At 71.3% G+C, this 16436-nt stretch carries 15 protein-coding genes; 10 read left to right on the forward strand and 5 right to left on the reverse strand.

All coding sequences use genetic code 11. From position 1 onward, the window contains the following. Positions 1-4: 4 nt before the first annotated feature. A complete protein-coding gene (locus DEJ43_RS03940) occupies positions 5-769 on the reverse strand; it encodes an MlaE family ABC transporter permease (RefSeq protein ID WP_015032016.1) in 765 nt (254 codons plus the stop codon). Further along, the gene (locus tag DEJ43_RS03945; RefSeq protein WP_015032017.1) at positions 766-1782 is read right to left on the reverse strand and encodes an ABC transporter ATP-binding protein; all 1017 of its coding nucleotides are present in this window, start codon (positions 1780-1782) and stop codon (positions 766-768) included. The genes DEJ43_RS03940 and DEJ43_RS03945 overlap by 4 nt, the downstream gene beginning before the upstream one ends. Positions 1783-2399: 617 nt before the next feature. Between DEJ43_RS03945 and DEJ43_RS03950 the strand changes: the two genes are divergently transcribed. The 4 genes from DEJ43_RS03950 to DEJ43_RS03965 all read left to right on the forward strand — a co-directional run bounded on the left by DEJ43_RS03950 (position 2400) and on the right by DEJ43_RS03965 (position 7280). Continuing rightward, the gene (locus DEJ43_RS03950; RefSeq protein ID WP_015032018.1) at positions 2400-3035 is read left to right on the forward strand and encodes a hypothetical protein; all 636 of its coding nucleotides are present in this window, start codon (positions 2400-2402) and stop codon (positions 3033-3035) included. A 131-nt stretch (positions 3036-3166) separates the two neighbouring features. Further along, the gene (locus tag DEJ43_RS03955) at positions 3167-4819 is read left to right on the forward strand and encodes a DUF6801 domain-containing protein (RefSeq protein WP_015032019.1); all 1653 of its coding nucleotides are present in this window, start codon (positions 3167-3169) and stop codon (positions 4817-4819) included. Positions 4820-4913: 94 nt separating this feature from the next. After that, positions 4914-5858: a hypothetical protein gene (locus DEJ43_RS03960; protein ID WP_015032020.1), complete on the forward strand. Its 945-nt coding sequence runs from the start codon at positions 4914-4916 to the stop codon at positions 5856-5858. Positions 5859-6071: 213 nt separating this feature from the next. Then, positions 6072-7280, forward strand: a complete 1209-nt coding sequence (locus tag DEJ43_RS03965) for a PucR-like N-terminal domain-containing protein (RefSeq protein ID WP_015032021.1) — start codon at positions 6072-6074, stop codon at positions 7278-7280. A 45-nt stretch (positions 7281-7325) separates the two neighbouring features. Here DEJ43_RS03965 and DEJ43_RS03970 read toward each other — a convergent pair whose 3' ends face one another. Further along, complete coding sequence (locus DEJ43_RS03970) at positions 7326-8702, reverse strand: cytochrome P450 (RefSeq protein WP_015032022.1); 1377 nt, start codon at positions 8700-8702, stop codon at positions 7326-7328. A 145-nt stretch (positions 8703-8847) separates the two neighbouring features. Between DEJ43_RS03970 and DEJ43_RS03975 the strand changes: the two genes are divergently transcribed. Beyond that, a complete protein-coding gene (locus tag DEJ43_RS03975) occupies positions 8848-9315 on the forward strand; it encodes a VOC family protein (RefSeq protein WP_015032023.1) in 468 nt (155 codons plus the stop codon). A gap of 47 nt (positions 9316-9362) precedes the next feature. On the opposite strand, the gene DEJ43_RS03980 is transcribed toward DEJ43_RS03975, so the two are convergent. Next, entirely contained in the window at positions 9363-10577 is a 1215-nt protein-coding gene (locus DEJ43_RS03980) for an acyl-CoA dehydrogenase family protein (RefSeq protein WP_015032024.1), read from the reverse strand. 164 nt (positions 10578-10741) lie between these two features. Between DEJ43_RS03980 and DEJ43_RS03985 the strand changes: the two genes are divergently transcribed. Continuing rightward, positions 10742-11389 carry a TetR/AcrR family transcriptional regulator gene (locus tag DEJ43_RS03985; protein ID WP_015032025.1) on the forward strand — a complete coding sequence of 216 codons (648 nt, stop codon included), beginning with the start codon at positions 10742-10744 and terminating at the stop codon, positions 11387-11389. Between the two features lie 22 nt (positions 11390-11411). On the opposite strand, the gene def is transcribed toward DEJ43_RS03985, so the two are convergent. Continuing rightward, positions 11412-11975, reverse strand: a complete 564-nt coding sequence (gene def, locus DEJ43_RS03990) for a peptide deformylase (protein WP_015032026.1) — start codon at positions 11973-11975, stop codon at positions 11412-11414. Between the two features lie 126 nt (positions 11976-12101). Here def and DEJ43_RS03995 point away from each other — a divergent pair, with 126 nt between their 5' ends. From DEJ43_RS03995 to DEJ43_RS04010, 4 genes are all read left to right on the forward strand, one after another. Further along, positions 12102-13349, forward strand: a complete 1248-nt coding sequence (locus DEJ43_RS03995; RefSeq protein ID WP_015032027.1) for a Mur ligase family protein — start codon at positions 12102-12104, stop codon at positions 13347-13349. Positions 13350-13368: 19 nt separating this feature from the next. Further along, a complete protein-coding gene (locus DEJ43_RS04000) occupies positions 13369-14097 on the forward strand; it encodes a type 1 glutamine amidotransferase (RefSeq protein WP_015032028.1) in 729 nt (242 codons plus the stop codon). A gap of 181 nt (positions 14098-14278) precedes the next feature. Next, complete coding sequence (locus tag DEJ43_RS04005; protein WP_015032029.1) at positions 14279-15304, forward strand: 6-phosphofructokinase; 1026 nt, start codon at positions 14279-14281, stop codon at positions 15302-15304. Positions 15305-15419: 115 nt separating this feature from the next. Beyond that, the gene (locus DEJ43_RS04010; RefSeq protein WP_015032030.1) at positions 15420-16370 is read left to right on the forward strand and encodes a cytochrome c oxidase assembly protein; all 951 of its coding nucleotides are present in this window, start codon (positions 15420-15422) and stop codon (positions 16368-16370) included. Positions 16371-16436 lie beyond the last annotated feature (66 nt).

Raw genomic sequence — 16436 nt, forward strand, 5'->3', positions numbered from 1 at the left:
GCTCTCAGCCTCCCTTCGGCGGGACGATCTGGAGGTAGATGCCGGTCAGCACCATGTTCACGAAGAACAGCAGCATGAAGGTGATGACGACGGACTGGTTGACGGCGTCGCCGACCCCCTTGGGTCCGCCGCGGGGGTTGAGTCCCCGGTAGGCGGCGACGATGCCGGCGATGAACCCGAAGATGAGGGCCTTGAGTTCGCTGATGTAGAGGTCGGGCAGCTGGGCGAGGGCGGAGAAGCTGGAGAGGTAGGCGCCGGGGGTGCCGCCCTGGAGGATGATGTTGAAGAAGTAGCCGCCCAGGGTGCCGACGACCGAGACCATGCCGTTGAGCAGCACGGCGACCGCCATGGTGGCGAGGACCCGCGGGACGACGAGGCGCTGGACGGGTGAGACGCCCATGACCTCCATCGCGTCGAGTTCCTCCCGGATCTTGCGGGAGCCGAGGTCGGCGCAGATGGCGGAGCCGCCGGCGCCGGCGATCAGGAGGGCGACGATGAGCGGGCTCGCCTGCTGGATGACGGCGAGGACGCTGGCGCCGCCGGTGAACGACTGGGCACCCAACTGCTGGGTGAGCGAGCCGACCTGAAGGGCGATCACCGCGCCGAACGGGATGGAGACGAGCGCGGCGGGCAGGATGGTGACGCTGGCGACGAACCAGAACTGTTCGAGGAACTCCCGGAACTGGAAGGGCCGCCGGAAGACGGCCCGGCTCACCTCTGCGGCGAGGGCGAAGAGGCGGCCGGTCTGCCGCAGCGCGCCGGTGATCACGAGCCGCTCCCGGTGATCCGTTCCCGCTGGGGCAGGGTGTACGGCGTATCGCTCTTGGCGTACGTGTCGCGGATGGCGGCCCGGGCGGCGGGCGGGAGCCGGTCGAGCATCCCGAGGACGCGCTCGCGGCGGCGTCCGACGGCCGCGCGGGGCGGCAGGCCGGGGGACGGTTCGAGCTGCGGGACGATGACGCGGGGCGCCGCCACGTGCGGCGCGGGGTTGTCCAGCTCGGCGGCGAGCAGGGCGGCGTCCTTCTCCTCGGACATGCCGATGGGTCCTTCGCGGCGGCCGGCGAGGAACTGGGTGACGACGGGCTCGTCGCTGGTGAGGAGCACCTCGCGGGGGCCGAAGGTGACGAGGTTGCGCCGGAAGAACATCCCCATGTTGTCGGGGACGGTGGCGGCGATGTCGAGGTTGTGGGTGACGATCAGCATCGTCGCGTCGATCCGCGCGTTGAGGTCGATGAGGAGCTGGGAGAGGTACGCGGTGCGGACGGGGTCGAGTCCGGAGTCGGGTTCGTCGCACAGGACGATCTGCGGGTCGAGGACCAGGGCCCGGGCGAGGCCGGCTCGTTTGCGCATGCCGCCGCTGATCTCGCCGGGGAGTTTGCCCTCCGCGCCGAGGAGGCCGACGAGTTCGATCCGTTCCATGACGATGCGGCGGATCTCGGACTCCCGCTTGCGGGTGTGCTCGCGCAGCGGGAAGGCGATGTTGTCGAAGAGGGTCATCGAGCCGAAGAGGGCGCCGTCCTGGAACATGAGGCCGAAGAGTTTCCGGGTCTCGTAGATGTCCCGTTCGGGGCTGCTGACCATGTCGACCCCGTTGATGAGGACGCGGCCCTGCTGGGGTTTCAGCAGCCCGATGAGCGATTTCAGGAAGACCGTCTTCCCGGTACCGGAAGGGCCGAGCATGACGCTCACCTCTCCGGCCGGCAATGTCAAGGTCACGTCCTGCCAGATATTCTGCTTGCCAAAGGACATGGTCAGACCCTCAACCACTACTTCGATTCCCATCCCACCTCCAGCAAGCATGCGTCGGGCGTGCGCCGCGGGCGCACGTTAAGTCGGTGCGGATCACTCGGACAAGGGGCGTGGCGCAGAATCCTTGATCCGCTCCGGAATTTGTCACCGTGGAGACAAAGCCGGGCGGGGCGTTTGTCTCCGTCGGCACATAGTGGTGGTCCGACCTGCGACTGAGCACCGCCCCGGGAACGCTACGGCCCAGTAACCTCCCCGGGCAATACCGGATTCCCAGTTTTCTCCGGGCGGCGGCGACCGTCCGGTCATTTATCAGCCAGGACATAGTTCCGGGTCTTGGTTTGTCATCGCCGAGAGTAAATGGCCGCCCCGGCGGCGCACCGGCGAGCAGCACGTGACAAATCGCCCGGTGACCTCGGTTGATCGATCATAATTGTCGACATTGCGCACCCCGGAACCAAGGGGATTCAAGCCACCGCTCACCGGCTTGACAGGCAATTCAGCCTCTTCAAAGAATCATGGGCTGTGCCATTGTTCAGCTAAGTTTCCCGCAAGTAACGTCAGGTTTCGCGGCCGAGAATTACCGGGCCGCGGGCCGCTCCCCCACCGCGGCCACCCTCTGCTGGTCAATCCCCAAGGAGAGTCCCCGACCCATGAAGAAGCAGATGAGAAACCTCGCCGTCGTCGCCGGGGCGGCCACCGCCGCGTTCGCCCTGGCCGCGGGTCCGGCCTCGGCGGTTCCCTCGACGGTCTGGACCGTCAACCCGACGCCGGCCAGCTTCACCGCGACCAACACCGGCAACGTCGTCCTCAGCGTCAACGGCATCGCCATGACGTGTACGAAGTCGAACGCCGCCGGCACGATGGCGAGCGCCACCGGCAACCCGGCGACCGTCGCCTCCATCACCTCCATCGCCTTCGGCGCCACCGGCGCCCCCTGCACCAGCGTGCTGGGCAACGTGACCACCGTCGCGACCACCCCGTGGACCGTGGTGGCGCAGGACTACACCGCCGCGACCGGTGTCACCAAGGGCTACGTCGGCAACGTCGACGCCAAGGTGACGGTCGGCGCCTGCGTCTTCCGCGTCACGGGCAAGGCCTCCGGCACGTACACCAACTCGACGGGCAAGCTCGCCGTCAACAGCACCTCCGGTGAGCTCACCGTCGTCTCCTCGACGAACTGCGGCTCGGCCGTCCCGGTCGGCGCCAAGCCGCTGTTCACCGGTGCCTACCTCGTCAAGGTGACCGGCACCAACACCATCCCGACGATCGTCGGCTCCAACCCGTAAGGCGCGCGACCGCGTCCGCCCGGCCGGTGACCCCGGCCGGGCGGACCGGGCTGTCCCCGGCCCCCGCCCCCCTTCCCCGACCGCCGTCCCCCTTCGCGTTCGCACGCGCACGACCCCGAGCGGAGCACCAGATGAGAGGCCTGCGAGCCGCCCAGCGACCCTCCCGCGCCCCCGCCCGCGGCGCGGCCATCGCCGCACTCGTGGCGCTCGCCCCCCTCCTCCCCGCCGCGGCCGTGGCCCTTGACCCGCACACGGTCGACGCCGAACTGCCCTATCTCTGCGCGCTGCCCTCGGGCGAACAACCCGCGAAGGTACGGATCCGGGCGACCCTCCCCGACCGGGTGGCCGTCGGCGAGGCGGTCCGGCCCACCGGGGCCGGCACGACCGTGGAGCTCCCGGCCGCGGCCGTCGCCGATCTCACCGCGCTCAAGGCCGCCACCGTCGGGGCGGAGACGCTGCTCTCGGTCGCCGCGGGCCAGAACGGCCGTACCACCGAGGTCACCTGGGCCGGCACGGCGCAGCCCGTCGGGGTGCCCGCCGAGGGCCCGCTCGCGCTCACCACGACCGGCGACGTCCCCACCCTCACCACGGACAGCGCCGGTGACCTGACCCTCACCGCCGGGAAGCTCGCCCTCGGCCTCGCCCTCAGCACGGCCGACGGCGCGGCCACCACCCCGGCGTCCCTCTCCGTCACCTGCGTCCCGGCGAAGGAGGCGGAGGGCCGCACGGTGCTCGCCACGGTCCCCGTCGGCGCCGGCACCCCCACCGGGAGCCCGAGCTATCCCGCCGGCCCGTCGGCCTCCCCGTCCTCCGGCCTCCCCTCCGCCCCCTCCGTCCCCTCTGCCTCATCCGGCTCATCCGGCTCTCCGCTGCCGTCGTCCCCGACCGGGCGGCCGACCGGAGGCGGGACGAGCGGGGCGCCCAAGGACCCGGAGTCCCCGCACGAGGCGGCGAAGGGCCCGCGGGCGGTCGCCGAGAACGCGACCGGCGGGCCGGCGGGCCGGCGGAAGGCGCCGCCCTGCGTGACCGAGAAGCCGACCTCCACCTCGCTCTCCGCGTACATCACCGGCTACTCCAACGTGCGGAAGCTGAACGGGGCCTCGCTCATCCCGGTGTCCTGCGTGCAGATCGAGCAGGGCGAGCCGGTGATCGACTTCCGGCCGGACGGAACCATCCACCTGCTCCAGAAGTCGATGGGCTCGCTCCTGTACCAGGGGCGCAAGCAGTCCCCGCCCTTCACCTCCACGTTCCTGACCTTCGGCTTCGCCCCGACCACGGCGACCCTGGTCCTGGAGCAGGCCGGACCCATGACCGTCGAGTCGGACGTCCTCCTCGTCTTCCCCGACAACATCGCGGAGACCTACATCCGGGTGCCGCTCGTCCTGCGCGTCCTCGACGTCAAGGTCAACGGCACGCGACTGGACGTCGGCCCGAACTGCCGCACGGTCACACCGCTCGCCTCCCCCGAGCCGAATCCCGCCAAGTACCCCGGCGACCACCTGGTGCTGCTCGGCAAGGGCCAGCTCCTCAACGGCACCGACGCCACCGGCTACGTCCTCACCAGCGGCGGCCCGCTCACCGGCGAGGTGACCGTCCCCGCCTTCAAGGGCTGCGGCGCCGGCGGCGAGAACCTCGACCGGCTCCTCACCGCCTCCATCTCCGGCCCCGGCAACCACATCAAGCAGATCCAGGGCCAGACCTGCGCGGTGGGCGTCGAGGTGCCCACCGAGGGCCAGTGCACCAAGGACCGCCAGCCGTACGTGGTCCCCAAGCCCGAGCGCTGAGCCGGCCCACCCGCCGAACCCCGCGCTTCCCCCCGCATCCCCTCGTCCCCCGGACCCACCGCATCCCCCGCCCCTCAACGGAAGGCACCCCGCCATGCCCCTCGTCTCCTCGCGCACGCGTCTCGCCACCCTCTCCGCCCTGACCGCGCTCGGCGCCTTCGCCTCCGTCGGGACGGCCACGGCGAGCAACCCGCAGCTCAACGGCAGCTGGGCGCCGTCCACCCGCTGCCCCGTCGACGCCGCGCCGATGCTCGCCGCGGACGGCCTGGAGACCGCGCCCCAGTGCGTCGTCTCCTACTCCGCCAGCGGCTCCATCAAGCTGGGCAACACGGTCGTGAACACCGGGAACACCAACCTCCAGATCGGCGTCGTCCAGAACCCCGACGGCACCAGCACGGTCGCCGCCCCGGCCGGCGGCGCGCTCATCGCCGACTCCGCCACCGTCCCCGGCGGGCTGCTCGGTCTGATGTGTCCGAGCGACATCCCGTTCATCACCGACATCTGCCGGCAGCTGACCGACGCCAAGCTCAACAAGATCACCGCCACGGTCGAGTCGGTCGGCACCCCCTCGGACTTCGACCAGATCGCGGGCGTCCTCACCGACAAGCCGATCGTGTCCATCCCGGTCCGCATCCACCTGGAGAACCCGTTCCTCGGCAGCAACTGCTACATCGGGACGAAGGCCAACCCGATCATCCTGCGCCCGAGCAACCTCACCTCGCCGGACTTCGGCGTCGAGCGCTTCAACGGCGACGGCTCCCCGAACGAGGAGGGCGACATGAGCCGCCTCAACATCCTCGGCTCCACCCAGGTCGACAAGACCTTCGCCGTCCCCGGCGCCAGCGGCTGCGGCCTCGGGTGGTTCGGCATCATCGACGCCGCGGTCAACCTCAAGACGGGGCTGCCCTCCGCCGCCGGAAAGAACAGCCTCACCCTCAACAACACCCAGACCCATCTGACCGGCCTCTTCGCCCCCGGCCTCGCCGCCCCCGATGCCGGCCGGACGCTGTCCCGGAACTGGCACTCCGCCGTCAAGTAACAGCCAACCAGGGTTGATTCCCGGCCGACTCCGCGTGCCCGAGCCCCTCCGGCACCCCAACTCTTGCGCAACATGTGTACACCACACAGCAGTTGACCTAGCTTCAGCAGTCCACGTAGGTACGCACCTGACGGCCACGGCGGTGCCCGCCCTCCAGGCGGGCCCGCACCGTCGCTCCCCCACCGGTCGCGTAGGAGAGCAAGGGATCGGTCCATGCCCGCAATCGCACAGTCACCGGACGTCGGTGAGCCGCTCGACCCGCTCCCGAGGGAGTTCGCCGCGCTGATGAGACCGGAGATCCCCGGCCTGATCAAGGAGATCGGCGCGGAGGTCCAGCGGACCTATCCCGTGTACGCCCACCTCTTCAACGGGCCCCACTCGGACGCGATCCGCCAGGGCGTGGAACAGGCGCTGGCCGCCTTCGTGGAACGGGTCGCCGATCCGGGGACGAACTCGGCCCTCCGGGACGAACTGCTGCGCAAGTTCGGCCGGGTGGAGGCCTACGAGGGCCGTGACCTCGACACCCTGCAGGGCGCCTACCGCCTCGGCGCCCGCATCGCGCTGCGCCGGGCCAAGATCATCGGCCGCCGGTACAACCTCTCCCCCACCGTGATCCTGGCCTTCGCCGACGCCCTCTTCGCCTACGTCGACGAGCTGGAGGCGCTCTCCCGCGAGGGGTACGTCATGGTCCAGGCCCGCGCGGTGTCCGATGTGGCCGCGCTGCGAAGACAGTTACTCCACCTGGTCGTCGCGGGCCCCCCACTGCCCCGGGCGACCATCGCCGAGCTCTGCCAGCAGGCCTCGTGGGAGCTCCCCGCCGAGTGCACCCTGGTCGCCCTCCGCCCGCCGGTGGCCGAGCTCGTCCAGGCGGGGCTCGACCGGGACGTCCTGGCCGACCTCAGTCTTCCCCAGCCGTATCTGCTCATCCCCGGCCCGCTCAGCGCCGACCGCCTCACGATGCTGGGCGCCGCCCTGGCCGGCACCCCCGCCGTCGTCGGTCTGACCGTGCCGCCCGCGCAGGCCGCCCACTCCATCCGCTGGGCCCGGCGGGTCCTCCAGCTCATCGACGACGGCGTCGTACCGGACGCTCCGGTCGTGCGCTGCGAGGACCATCTGACAACGTTGTGGCTGCTGTCCGACCCGGCCCTGGTGGCCCAGCTCGCCCGGCGTGAACTCGCCCCGCTCGACGAGCTGTCCGGCACCCGGCGGGACCGGCTGATCGAGACCCTGCGGGTCCACATCTCCACCCGCGCCCCCGCCGAGCAGGTCGGCGAGATGCTGGGCGTGCACGCCCAGACGGTCCGCTACCGCCTGCGGAACCTGGACAACCACTTCGGCGACCGGCTGCTCGACCCCGACCACCGCTTCGCCCTGGAGGCGGCCCTCCGCGCGCTCCACCTCGGCGGGAAGCGGGCGGACTGAGCCGCCCGCCCACGCCTCCTCCGGCCGGAGCGGGCCCCTACCCGGCTACGCCTGCCGGGGCTTGAGGCGGCAGCGCGCCGGGCCCATCGCCTGGAGGGTGATCGCGGGGGCCACCGGCACCTCGGTGTCGACGGCCTCGAACTCGTACCGCTGGAGGATCATCGCCAGCGCGATCACCGACTCCAGCATCGAGAAGTGCTGGCCGATGCAGGCGCGCGGGCCGCCGCCGAAGGGGAACCAGGCGTAGCGGGGGCGGGCGGCCTCCGCCTCGGGAGTGAAGCGGTCGGGGTCGAAGCGCTCGGCGTCCTCCCAGTAGTCCGGGTGGCGGTGGGTGACCCAGGGGGCGACGATCACGTCCGACCCGGCCGGGACGGTGACACCGCCGATCCGGGTCTCGACGACGGCCCGGCGCCCGATGACCGCGGCGGCGGGGAAGAGCCGCATGGCCTCCTTGAGCACCTGGGTGACGTAGGGCAGGGCGTCGAGGTCGCCGGCGCCGGGGGTACGGCCGCCGAGCACCCGGTCGACCTCCTCGTGGGCCCGCTTCTGCTCCGCCGGGTGGAGGGCGAGGAGGTGCAGGGCGAAGCCGAGCGAGGTGGCGGTGGTCTCGTGTCCGGCGAGCAGGAAGACGAGGACCTGTTCGCGCAGCTCGGTCGCGTCGAAGCTGCCGTCCTCGGCGCTCTCGGCCTCGACGAGGAGGGTGAGCAGGTCCTGGCCGTCGCCGGGGGACGCCCCGTCGGAGCTCCGACGCCCGGCGATGATGCGGTCGCAGACCTCGTACAGCGCCCGGTGGACGGCGGCCGCGCGCCGGTTGGCGGGGGTGGGCCAGCTGCGGGGGACGTTGAGCGGGCTGTAGCCGCGGCGGAGCACGTACGCGCCGAGCTCGGGGAAGGCGCTTCCGACGATCTCGACGGCCGCGTCGACGTCCGTGCCGAAGAGGATGCGGGCCACGGCGCGCAGGGCGAGGCGGGCCATCTCGTCGAGGACGTCGACGGGCTCGGCGCCGGCGTCCCGCCACTCCTCGGTGAGGGTGGTGACCTCGGCGGCGATGGCGGCGGCGTAGCCGTCGACCCGGCGGCGGGTGAAGAGGGGCTGGACGAGCCGGCGCTGGCGGAGGTAGTCCTCGTCCTGGCTGGTGAGCAGGCCGTTGCCGAAGGACTCGCGGATCTCCTGGTAGAAGGCGTTGTCCTTGCGGAAGTTGGCGGACTCCCCGGCGAGGACCTGCTGCGCGCCCTCGGCGGAGAAGACGCCGTAGACGGTGGCGCGGATGCCGGGCGGTCCCGCGACGATGCGGACGACGTCGCCGTGCTCGCGCCGGGCCCGCAGGAAGGTGCCCAGCGAGTCGTTCTTGAGGTCGGACATGGAGCCGAGCAGTGGATGCCCGGCGAGTTCGGGTGCTTCGGTGCCGGTGGTGATGGCCATGGACGGTTCCCCCTCGATCGTCGCCTGCGGGAGCGATTGTCGCGCAGGCCGTGACGGACCGGTAGGCGTGCTCGAACAGCCGACCGGATCTGGCCCGTTGGCGCTCGGCGGCCGGTTGTCAGTGGTGTCTGAGAGGCTCGCCCGCATGGAGCGACCCGAGATGACCCTGCAACTGACCATCGACTGCGCCGATCCCCAGCGGTTGGTGCCGTTCTGGCTGGAGGCCCTGCGGTACGTCCCCGATCCGCCGCCGGCCGGGCACGCCAGCTGGCGGGCGTACTGGGAGGCCATCGGTGTCCCCGAGGAGGAGCTGGGCGAGGACGCCGGGGAGCTGCCGGAGTCCATCGTGGACCCGAAGGGCGTCGGCCCGCGGGTCTGGTTCCAGCGCGTCCCGGAACCGAAGACGGTGAAGAACCGGGTCCACCTTGACCTCAAGGTCGGCGGCGGCCGCGACGTGCCGCTGGCGGTCCGCCGTGAGCGGGTGGACGGCGAGGTGGCCCGGCTGACGGCGCTCGGCGCGACGATCCTGTACGCGATGGACGAGCCGAACGGCATGGACTACTACGCGGTGGTCCTGCAGGACCCCGAGGGCAACGAGTTCTGCCTGGTCTGACCGGGTCGTGCCGCCCCTCGCCCGGGCGGCACGGCCGGCCGCCGGGGCTACTTGGCCAGGGCCCGGCTGATGACCATGCGCTGGATCTCGCTGGTGCCCTCGAAGATCGTATAAATGGCCGCGTCGCGGTGCATCCGCTCCACCGGGTACTCGCGGGTGTAGCCGTTGCCGCCGAGGATCTGGATGGCCTGGGCCGTGACCTTCTTGGCGACCTCGCTCGCGTACAGCTTGGACATCGAGCCCTCGGCCGAGGTGAAGGGCTTGCCCGCGGTCGCCATCCAGGAGGCGCGCCAGACGAGGAGGCGGGCCGCGTCGATCTGGGTGGCCATGTCGGCGAGCTGGAAGGCGACGCCCTGGTTCTCGATGATCGGGCGGCCGAACTGGACGCGGGTCTTGGCGTAGTCGAGGGCGACCTCGTACGCGGCGCGGGCGGTGCCGACGGCCATGGCGCCGACCGCGGGGCGGGAGGCCTCGAAGGTCGCCATGGCGGCGTTCTTCACCTGCTCGCCGCCGGCCTTGGACTTCTCGCGGGCCCGGGCGAGACGCTCGTCCAGCTTGTCCTTGCCGCCGAGGAGGCAGTGGCCGGGGACGCGGACGTCCTCCAGGACGACCTCGGCGGTGTGGGAGGCGCGGATGCCGTGCTTCTGGAACTTCTGGCCCTGGGAGAGTCCGGGGGTGTTCGGCGGGACGATGAAGGAGGCGTGGCCCTTGGAGCCGAGTTCGGGGTCGACGACGGCGACGACGACGTGGACGTTGGCGATGCCGCCGTTGGTCGCCCAGGTCTTGGTGCCGTTGAGCACCCATTCGTCCTTGGCCTCGTCGTAGACGGCGCGGGTGCGCATCGAGGCGACGTCCGAGCCGGCGTCGGGCTCGGAGGAGCAGAAGGCGGCGACCTTGATGTCGTTCGCGTCGCCGTACATCTGCGGGACCCAGGTGCCGATCTGCTCCTCGGTGCCGTTGGCGAGGACGCCCACGGCGGCGAGGCCGGTGCCGACGATGGAGAGGGCGATGCCCGCGTCGCCCCAGAAGAGCTCCTCCATCGCCATGGGGATGCCGAGGCCGGTCGGGTCGAAGAACTGCTGGGCGTAGAAATCGAGCGAGTAGATGCCGATCTTGGCCGCTTCCTGGATGATCGGCCAGGGAGTCTCCTCACGCTCGTCCCATTCGGCGGCCGCGGGGCGCATCACATCGGCGGCGAAGCCGTGGAGCCAGTCGCGGACCTGCTTCTGGTCATCGTTGAGTTCGAGCGTGAACTCGCCCATTTTCCCTCCCAGCAGTACGTTACTTGCGGTAACACCAGTCTGTTACCGGCGGGTATAGGCTGTCAACCTGCGGTGAAGCGGTTCGGCCCGGCCCGCACCGGACACCGCCCGGGTGTTACGTTGCGACAGCCTCACGGAATCGCATTGGGCGGGGAGACACGCTTATGGACATCGCACACCGGACCACCGACCAGCAGACGCCCGCCGAGCAGCGGCGACGCGAACTGCTGGAGGCGGCGGACCGGGTGGTGCTCCGGGACGGCCCCAAGGCCTCCATGAACGCGATCGCGGCGGAAGCCGGCATCACCAAGCCGATCCTCTACCGCCACTTCGGCGACAAGGGCGGCCTGTACCGCGCCCTCGCCACCCGGCACACGGACGGCCTCCTCGCCGCCCTGCGGGCCGCGCTCGACGCGCCCGCCGACCGCCGCCGCCGCGTCGAGTCCACCCTCGACACCTATCTCGCCTCGATCGAGGCGATGCCCCAGGTCTACCGCTTCCTCATGCACCCCGCGGAGGAGCCGCACCAGACCGAGCAGGGCTTCGACGTCGGCCGCCACTCGGCCCCGCTGCTCCGCCGCATGGGCGAGGAGCTCGGCCAGGTCATCGCCGAACGCGTCGACCTGGGCCCCGGCGCCGAGGCGCAGGCCCGGATCTGGGGACACGGCATCGTCGGCATGATGCACGCGGCCGGCGACTGGTGGCTCGGCGAGCGCCCCTGCTCCCGCGACGAACTCGTCCGCAGCCTGGCCGACCTCCTCTGGGGCCGCCTCGCCGCGGCCGACGACCGCGCCGACGGCCCCGGCTTCTAGGACCTGATCCGAACGACAGGGCCTAGGGGGTGTCCAGCACCCCCGCGCTGGTCCCCCAGGGCTCCTTGCGGATCGCGCGGAGCAGGCGTGACCGGCGCCACCCGGTGACATGGTCCGCGTAGACCCCGCCCTCCAGGTGGTCGGTCTCGTGCTGGAGGCAGCGGGCGAAGAACCCGGTGCCCTCCACCCGTACCGGCGTGCCGTCCAGCCGTACGCCCTCGACCACCGCACGGTCGTAACGGGGCGTCGGGGCCTCCAGGCCCGGGAGCGAGAGGCAGCCCTCCGGGCCGCGGACCACGTCGCCGTCCGCCGCCACCAGCCGCGGATTCACCACATGGCCCAGGTGGCGGGTCTCCTCGTCGTCGGGGCAGTCGTAGACGAAGACGCGCAGCCCCACCCCCACCTGGTTGGCCGCCAGGCCGACGCCGTTCGCCGCGTACATCGTGGCGAACATGTCCTCGACGAGCCGGGCCAGTTCGGGGCCGAAGTCGGTGACGGGCGCGCAGGGCGCGTGCAGCACCGGGTCGCCGAGCAGGGTCATCGCTCGGACCAGGCCGGAACTGCCGGGGATGGGGCGGTTTCGCATGGCCGTAAGCGTACGGTCCGCCGTGACCTGGCTGTTTCACTCGGCCTCTGCACGGTGCCGCTGTTCGGGCTGCTGGCCGGATCTCGATAGGCTGAGCCCGGACCGACGCAAGGAGGAACAAGAACGATGTCAGGACACCCCGGTAATCCAGAGCCGCTGTCGCCGCGCGCCAAGCTGGCCGTGACGGCGGGCAGGGCCGCGGCCGCGGTGTCGCGTGCGGCGGGGCGCGGCAGCGGATCGGTGATCGGCGGCAAGGTGGCGCTGAGGCTCGACCCCGACCTGCTGGGCCGGCTCGCACAGCATCTGGACGTCGTCCTGGTGTCGGCGACCAACGGCAAGACGACCACGACCCGGCTGATCGCGGAGGCCCTGCGCGCCGCGGGCCCCGTCGTGTCGAACGCCCTCGGGGCGAACATGCCGGCCGGGATCACCTCCGCCCTCGCGGGCGGCTCGGACTCCAAGTACGGCGTCATCGAGGTCGACGAGAAGTACCTCGCCGGCGTCGCCCGCGACACCACGCCCAAGGTGATCGCGCTGCTCAACCTCTCCCGCGACCAGCTCGACCGCGCCGCGGAGACCCGCATGCTCGCCGAGAAGTGGCGCGAGGGCCTCAACGGCACGAAGGCCGTCGTCGTCGCGAACGCCGACGACCCGCTCATCGTGTGGGCCGCCTCCTCCTCGCCGAACGTGGTGTGGGTGGCCGCCGGCCAGGAGTGGAAGGACGACGCCTGGTCCTGCCCCGCCTGTGGCGGTGTGATGCAGCGTCCCGGCGACGACTGGTTCTGCGGCGAGTGCGGCTTCCGCCGTCCCGCGCCGAGCTGGGCGCTCAGCGGCGACCACGTGCTCGACCCGCACGGTTCGGCCTGGCCGATCCGGCTCCAGCTGCCCGGCCGCGCCAACAAGGCGAACGCCGCGACCTCGGCCGCCGTCGCCGCCGTCTTCGGGGTGCCGCCGCAGGTGGCCCTGGAGCGCATGTACCAGGTGCAGGCCGTCGCCGGCCGCTACGACGTGGTCTCCTTCCAGGGCCGCGAGCTGCGTCTGCTGCTCGCGAAGAACCCGGCCGGCTGGCTCGAAACGTTTTCCCTCATCGACGGGCCGCCCGCCCCGGTGATCCTCTCCGTCAACGCCCGCGGCGCCGACGGCACGGACACCTCCTGGCTGTGGGACGTGGACTACGGCCGGCTCGCCGGGCACCCGATCATGGTGATCGGCGACCGGAAGCTGGACCTCGCGGTCCGCCTGGAGGTCGCGGGTGTGGACTTCCGCGTCTGCGAGACGCTGGACGAGGCCGTCACGATGGCACCGCCCGGGCAGATCGAGCTGATCGCCAACTACACCGCCTTCCAGGACGTCCGCCGCCGCGTCGGCAACTGACCCGTAGAGGACTTGCAGCATGAGTGACAGCAGCCTGCGCCTGGTCTGGGTCTACCCGGACCTGCTCAGCACCTACGGCGACCAGGGCAACGTCCTCGTCGTCCAGCGCCGTGCCGAACAGCGCGGCCTCAGCGTCGAGCGCGTCGACGTCCGCAGCGACCAGCCGATCCCGACCTCGGGCGACATCTATCTGATCGGCGGCGGCGAGGACCGTCCGCAGCGGCTCGCGGCCGAGCGGCTCCTCCGGGACGGCGGCCTGAGCCGCGCCGCCTCCAACGGCGCGATCATCTTCTCGGTCTGCGCCGGCTACCAGATCCTGGGCCACGAGTTCGTCAACGACGTCGGTGAGCGCCAGCCCGGTCTCGGCCTGCTCGACGTGGTCACGACCCGCGGCGAGGGCGCCCGGTGCGTCGGCGACGTCCTCGGGGACATCGACCCGCGGCTCGGCCTGCCCCAGCTGACCGGCTTCGAGAACCACCAGGGCATCACCCATCTCGGTCCGACGGCCCGGCCGTTCGCCCGGACGGTCTTCGGCAACGGCAACGGGACCGGCGACGGCACCGAGGGCGCGTACAACGACACCGTCTTCGGTACGTACATGCACGGCCCCGTCATGGCCCGCAACCCGCAGATCGCGGACCTGCTCCTGAAGCTGGCCCTCGACGTGAACGCGCTGCCGCCGACCGACGACCGCTGGTACGAGGCGCTGCGCGCCGAGCGCATCGCCGCGGCGACGCAGCCCGCCTAAGGACCGAGCGGGACCGGCCCGGCGGCAACACCGGCGCCGTTGTTGGTCCCTCGTACGAACGTACGTTGTCCACTGTGCGGACATCCGGTTCGGCCCCGCCACCCTGCGGCGATAGGGTGGCGGGGATCCAGCCGGACGACGTGGTCCGGGAGTCGGCCCACGTTGCAAAGGTTTTTGGGCTATGCGCATTGGCGTGCTCACCTCCGGCGGAGACTGCCCCGGTCTGAACGCTGTCATCCGTTCCGTCGTGCACCGCGCCGTCGTCGACCACGGCGACGAGGTCATCGGCTTCCACGACGGCTGGAAGGGCCTCCTGGAGTGCGACTACCGCAAGCTCGATCTCGAAGCGGTGGGCGGCATCCTGGCCCGGGGCGGCACCATCCTCGGCTCCTCGCGGGTCCAGCCCGCGCACCTGGTCGGCGGTGTCGAGCGCGCCCGCGGCCACGTGGCCGACCTGGGCCTCGACGCGATCATCCCGATCGGCGGCGAGGGCACCCTCAAGGCGGCGAACCTGCTCTCCGAGGCGGGTCTGCCCATCGTCGGCGTCCCCAAGACCATCGACAACGACATCGCCTCCACCGACGTCACCTTCGGCTTCGACACGGCCGTGACCGTCGCCACCGAGGCCCTCGACCGGCTGAAGACCACCGCCGAGTCCCACCAGCGCGTCCTCGTCGTCGAGGTCATGGGCCGTCACACCGGCTGGATAGCGCTGCACTCCGGGATGGCCGCCGGCGCGCACGCCGTGGTCGTCCCCGAGCGCCCCTTCGACATCGACGAGCTGACCACCCGGGTCGGCGAGCGCTTCGAGGCGGGCAAGCGGTTCGCGATCGTCGTGGTGGCCGAGGGCGCGAAGCCGCGCGAGGGCTCGATGGACTTCAAGACCGCCGGCACCGACATCTACGGCCACGAGCGGTTCACCGGGATCGCGAACCAGCTCTCGGTCGAGCTGGAGCGGCGCCTCGGCAAGGAGGCGCGGCCGGTCATCCTCGGCCACGTCCAGCGCGGCGGCACCCCCACCGCGTACGACCGCGTCCTCGCGACCCGCTTCGGCTGGCACGCGGTGGAGGCGGCGCACCGCGGCGAGTTCGGCATGCTGACGGCGCTGCGCGGCACGGAGATCACGATGGTTCCGCTGGCCCGGGCCGTGGAGAGCCTCAAGACGGTCCCCGCCGACCGCTACGCCGAGGCCGAGTGCGTGATCTGACGCACATCGGCGCGGACGCCTTCGCGTGACACCGCCCCCGGTCGCAGTCGCGGCCGGGGGCGGTTCTAGTCTGGTGCGGACAACAAGCGCGAATCGGGCTCCAGGAGTGCACACGATGGATCACAGCGGGCACGGCATGACGATGGATCTGCCGCCGTTCACGCTGGGACGGGGCCTGGAGTTCTCCCCCGACCTCTTCTTCCTGATCGGCTGCCTCGCGGGGCTCGGTCTGTACGGCTGGGGCGTGGCGCGGCTGCGGCGGCGGGGGGACGCCTGGCCGGTGAGCCGGACGGTGTTCTTCACGGTCGGCGTGCTGACCATCGCGCTGGTGATGTGCACCAAGCTCAACGACTACGGCATGGTCATGTTCAGCGTGCACATGGTGCAGCACATGGTGATCTCCATGCTGTCGCCGATCCTGCTGCTGCTCGGCGCGCCGGTCACCCTGGCGCTGCGGGCGCTGCCGGTGGCGGGCCGGGGCTCGACGGGGCCGCGCGAGCTGCTCCTGAAGCTGCTGCACAGCCGGTACATGAAGGTGATCACCCACCCCGGGTTCACCATCCCGATGTTCATCGCGAGCCTGTACGCGCTGTACTTCACCCCGCTCTTCGACTTCCTGATGGGCTCGAAGCCGGGGCACATCGGCATGATGGTCCACTTCCTGATGGTGGGCCTGGTGTTCTTCTGGCCGATCATGGGCGTCGACCCGGGTCCGCACCGGCCCGGCTACGTGATGCGGATGCTGGAGCTGTTCGCGGGCATGCCGTTCCACGCCTTCTTCGGCATCGCGCTGATGATGGCCTCGGAGCCGATGGTCACCACGTACCGGAACCCGCCGGCCTCACTGGGCATCGACGCGCTCACCGACCAGAACGCGGCGGGCGGCATCGCCTGGGCGTTCAGCGAGATCCCGTCCGTGCTGGTGCTGATCGCGCTGGTGTACCAGTGGTACCACTCCGAGCAGCGGCAGGCGGTCCGCAAGGACCGGGCCGCCGACCGGGACGGCGACAAGGACCTGGAGGCGTACAACGCGTATCTCGCCTCGCTCCAGGCCCGCGGCCGGTGATCTCCGTCCGTCGCTGACCTGACCCCCTTCCGGGCCCGGTGTCCCGCCCCCGTACGGGGTGGGGCG

It is taken from the genome of Streptomyces venezuelae ATCC 10712 (genome assembly GCF_008639165.1).
Lineage (GTDB): Bacteria > Actinomycetota > Actinomycetes > Streptomycetales > Streptomycetaceae > Streptomyces > Streptomyces venezuelae.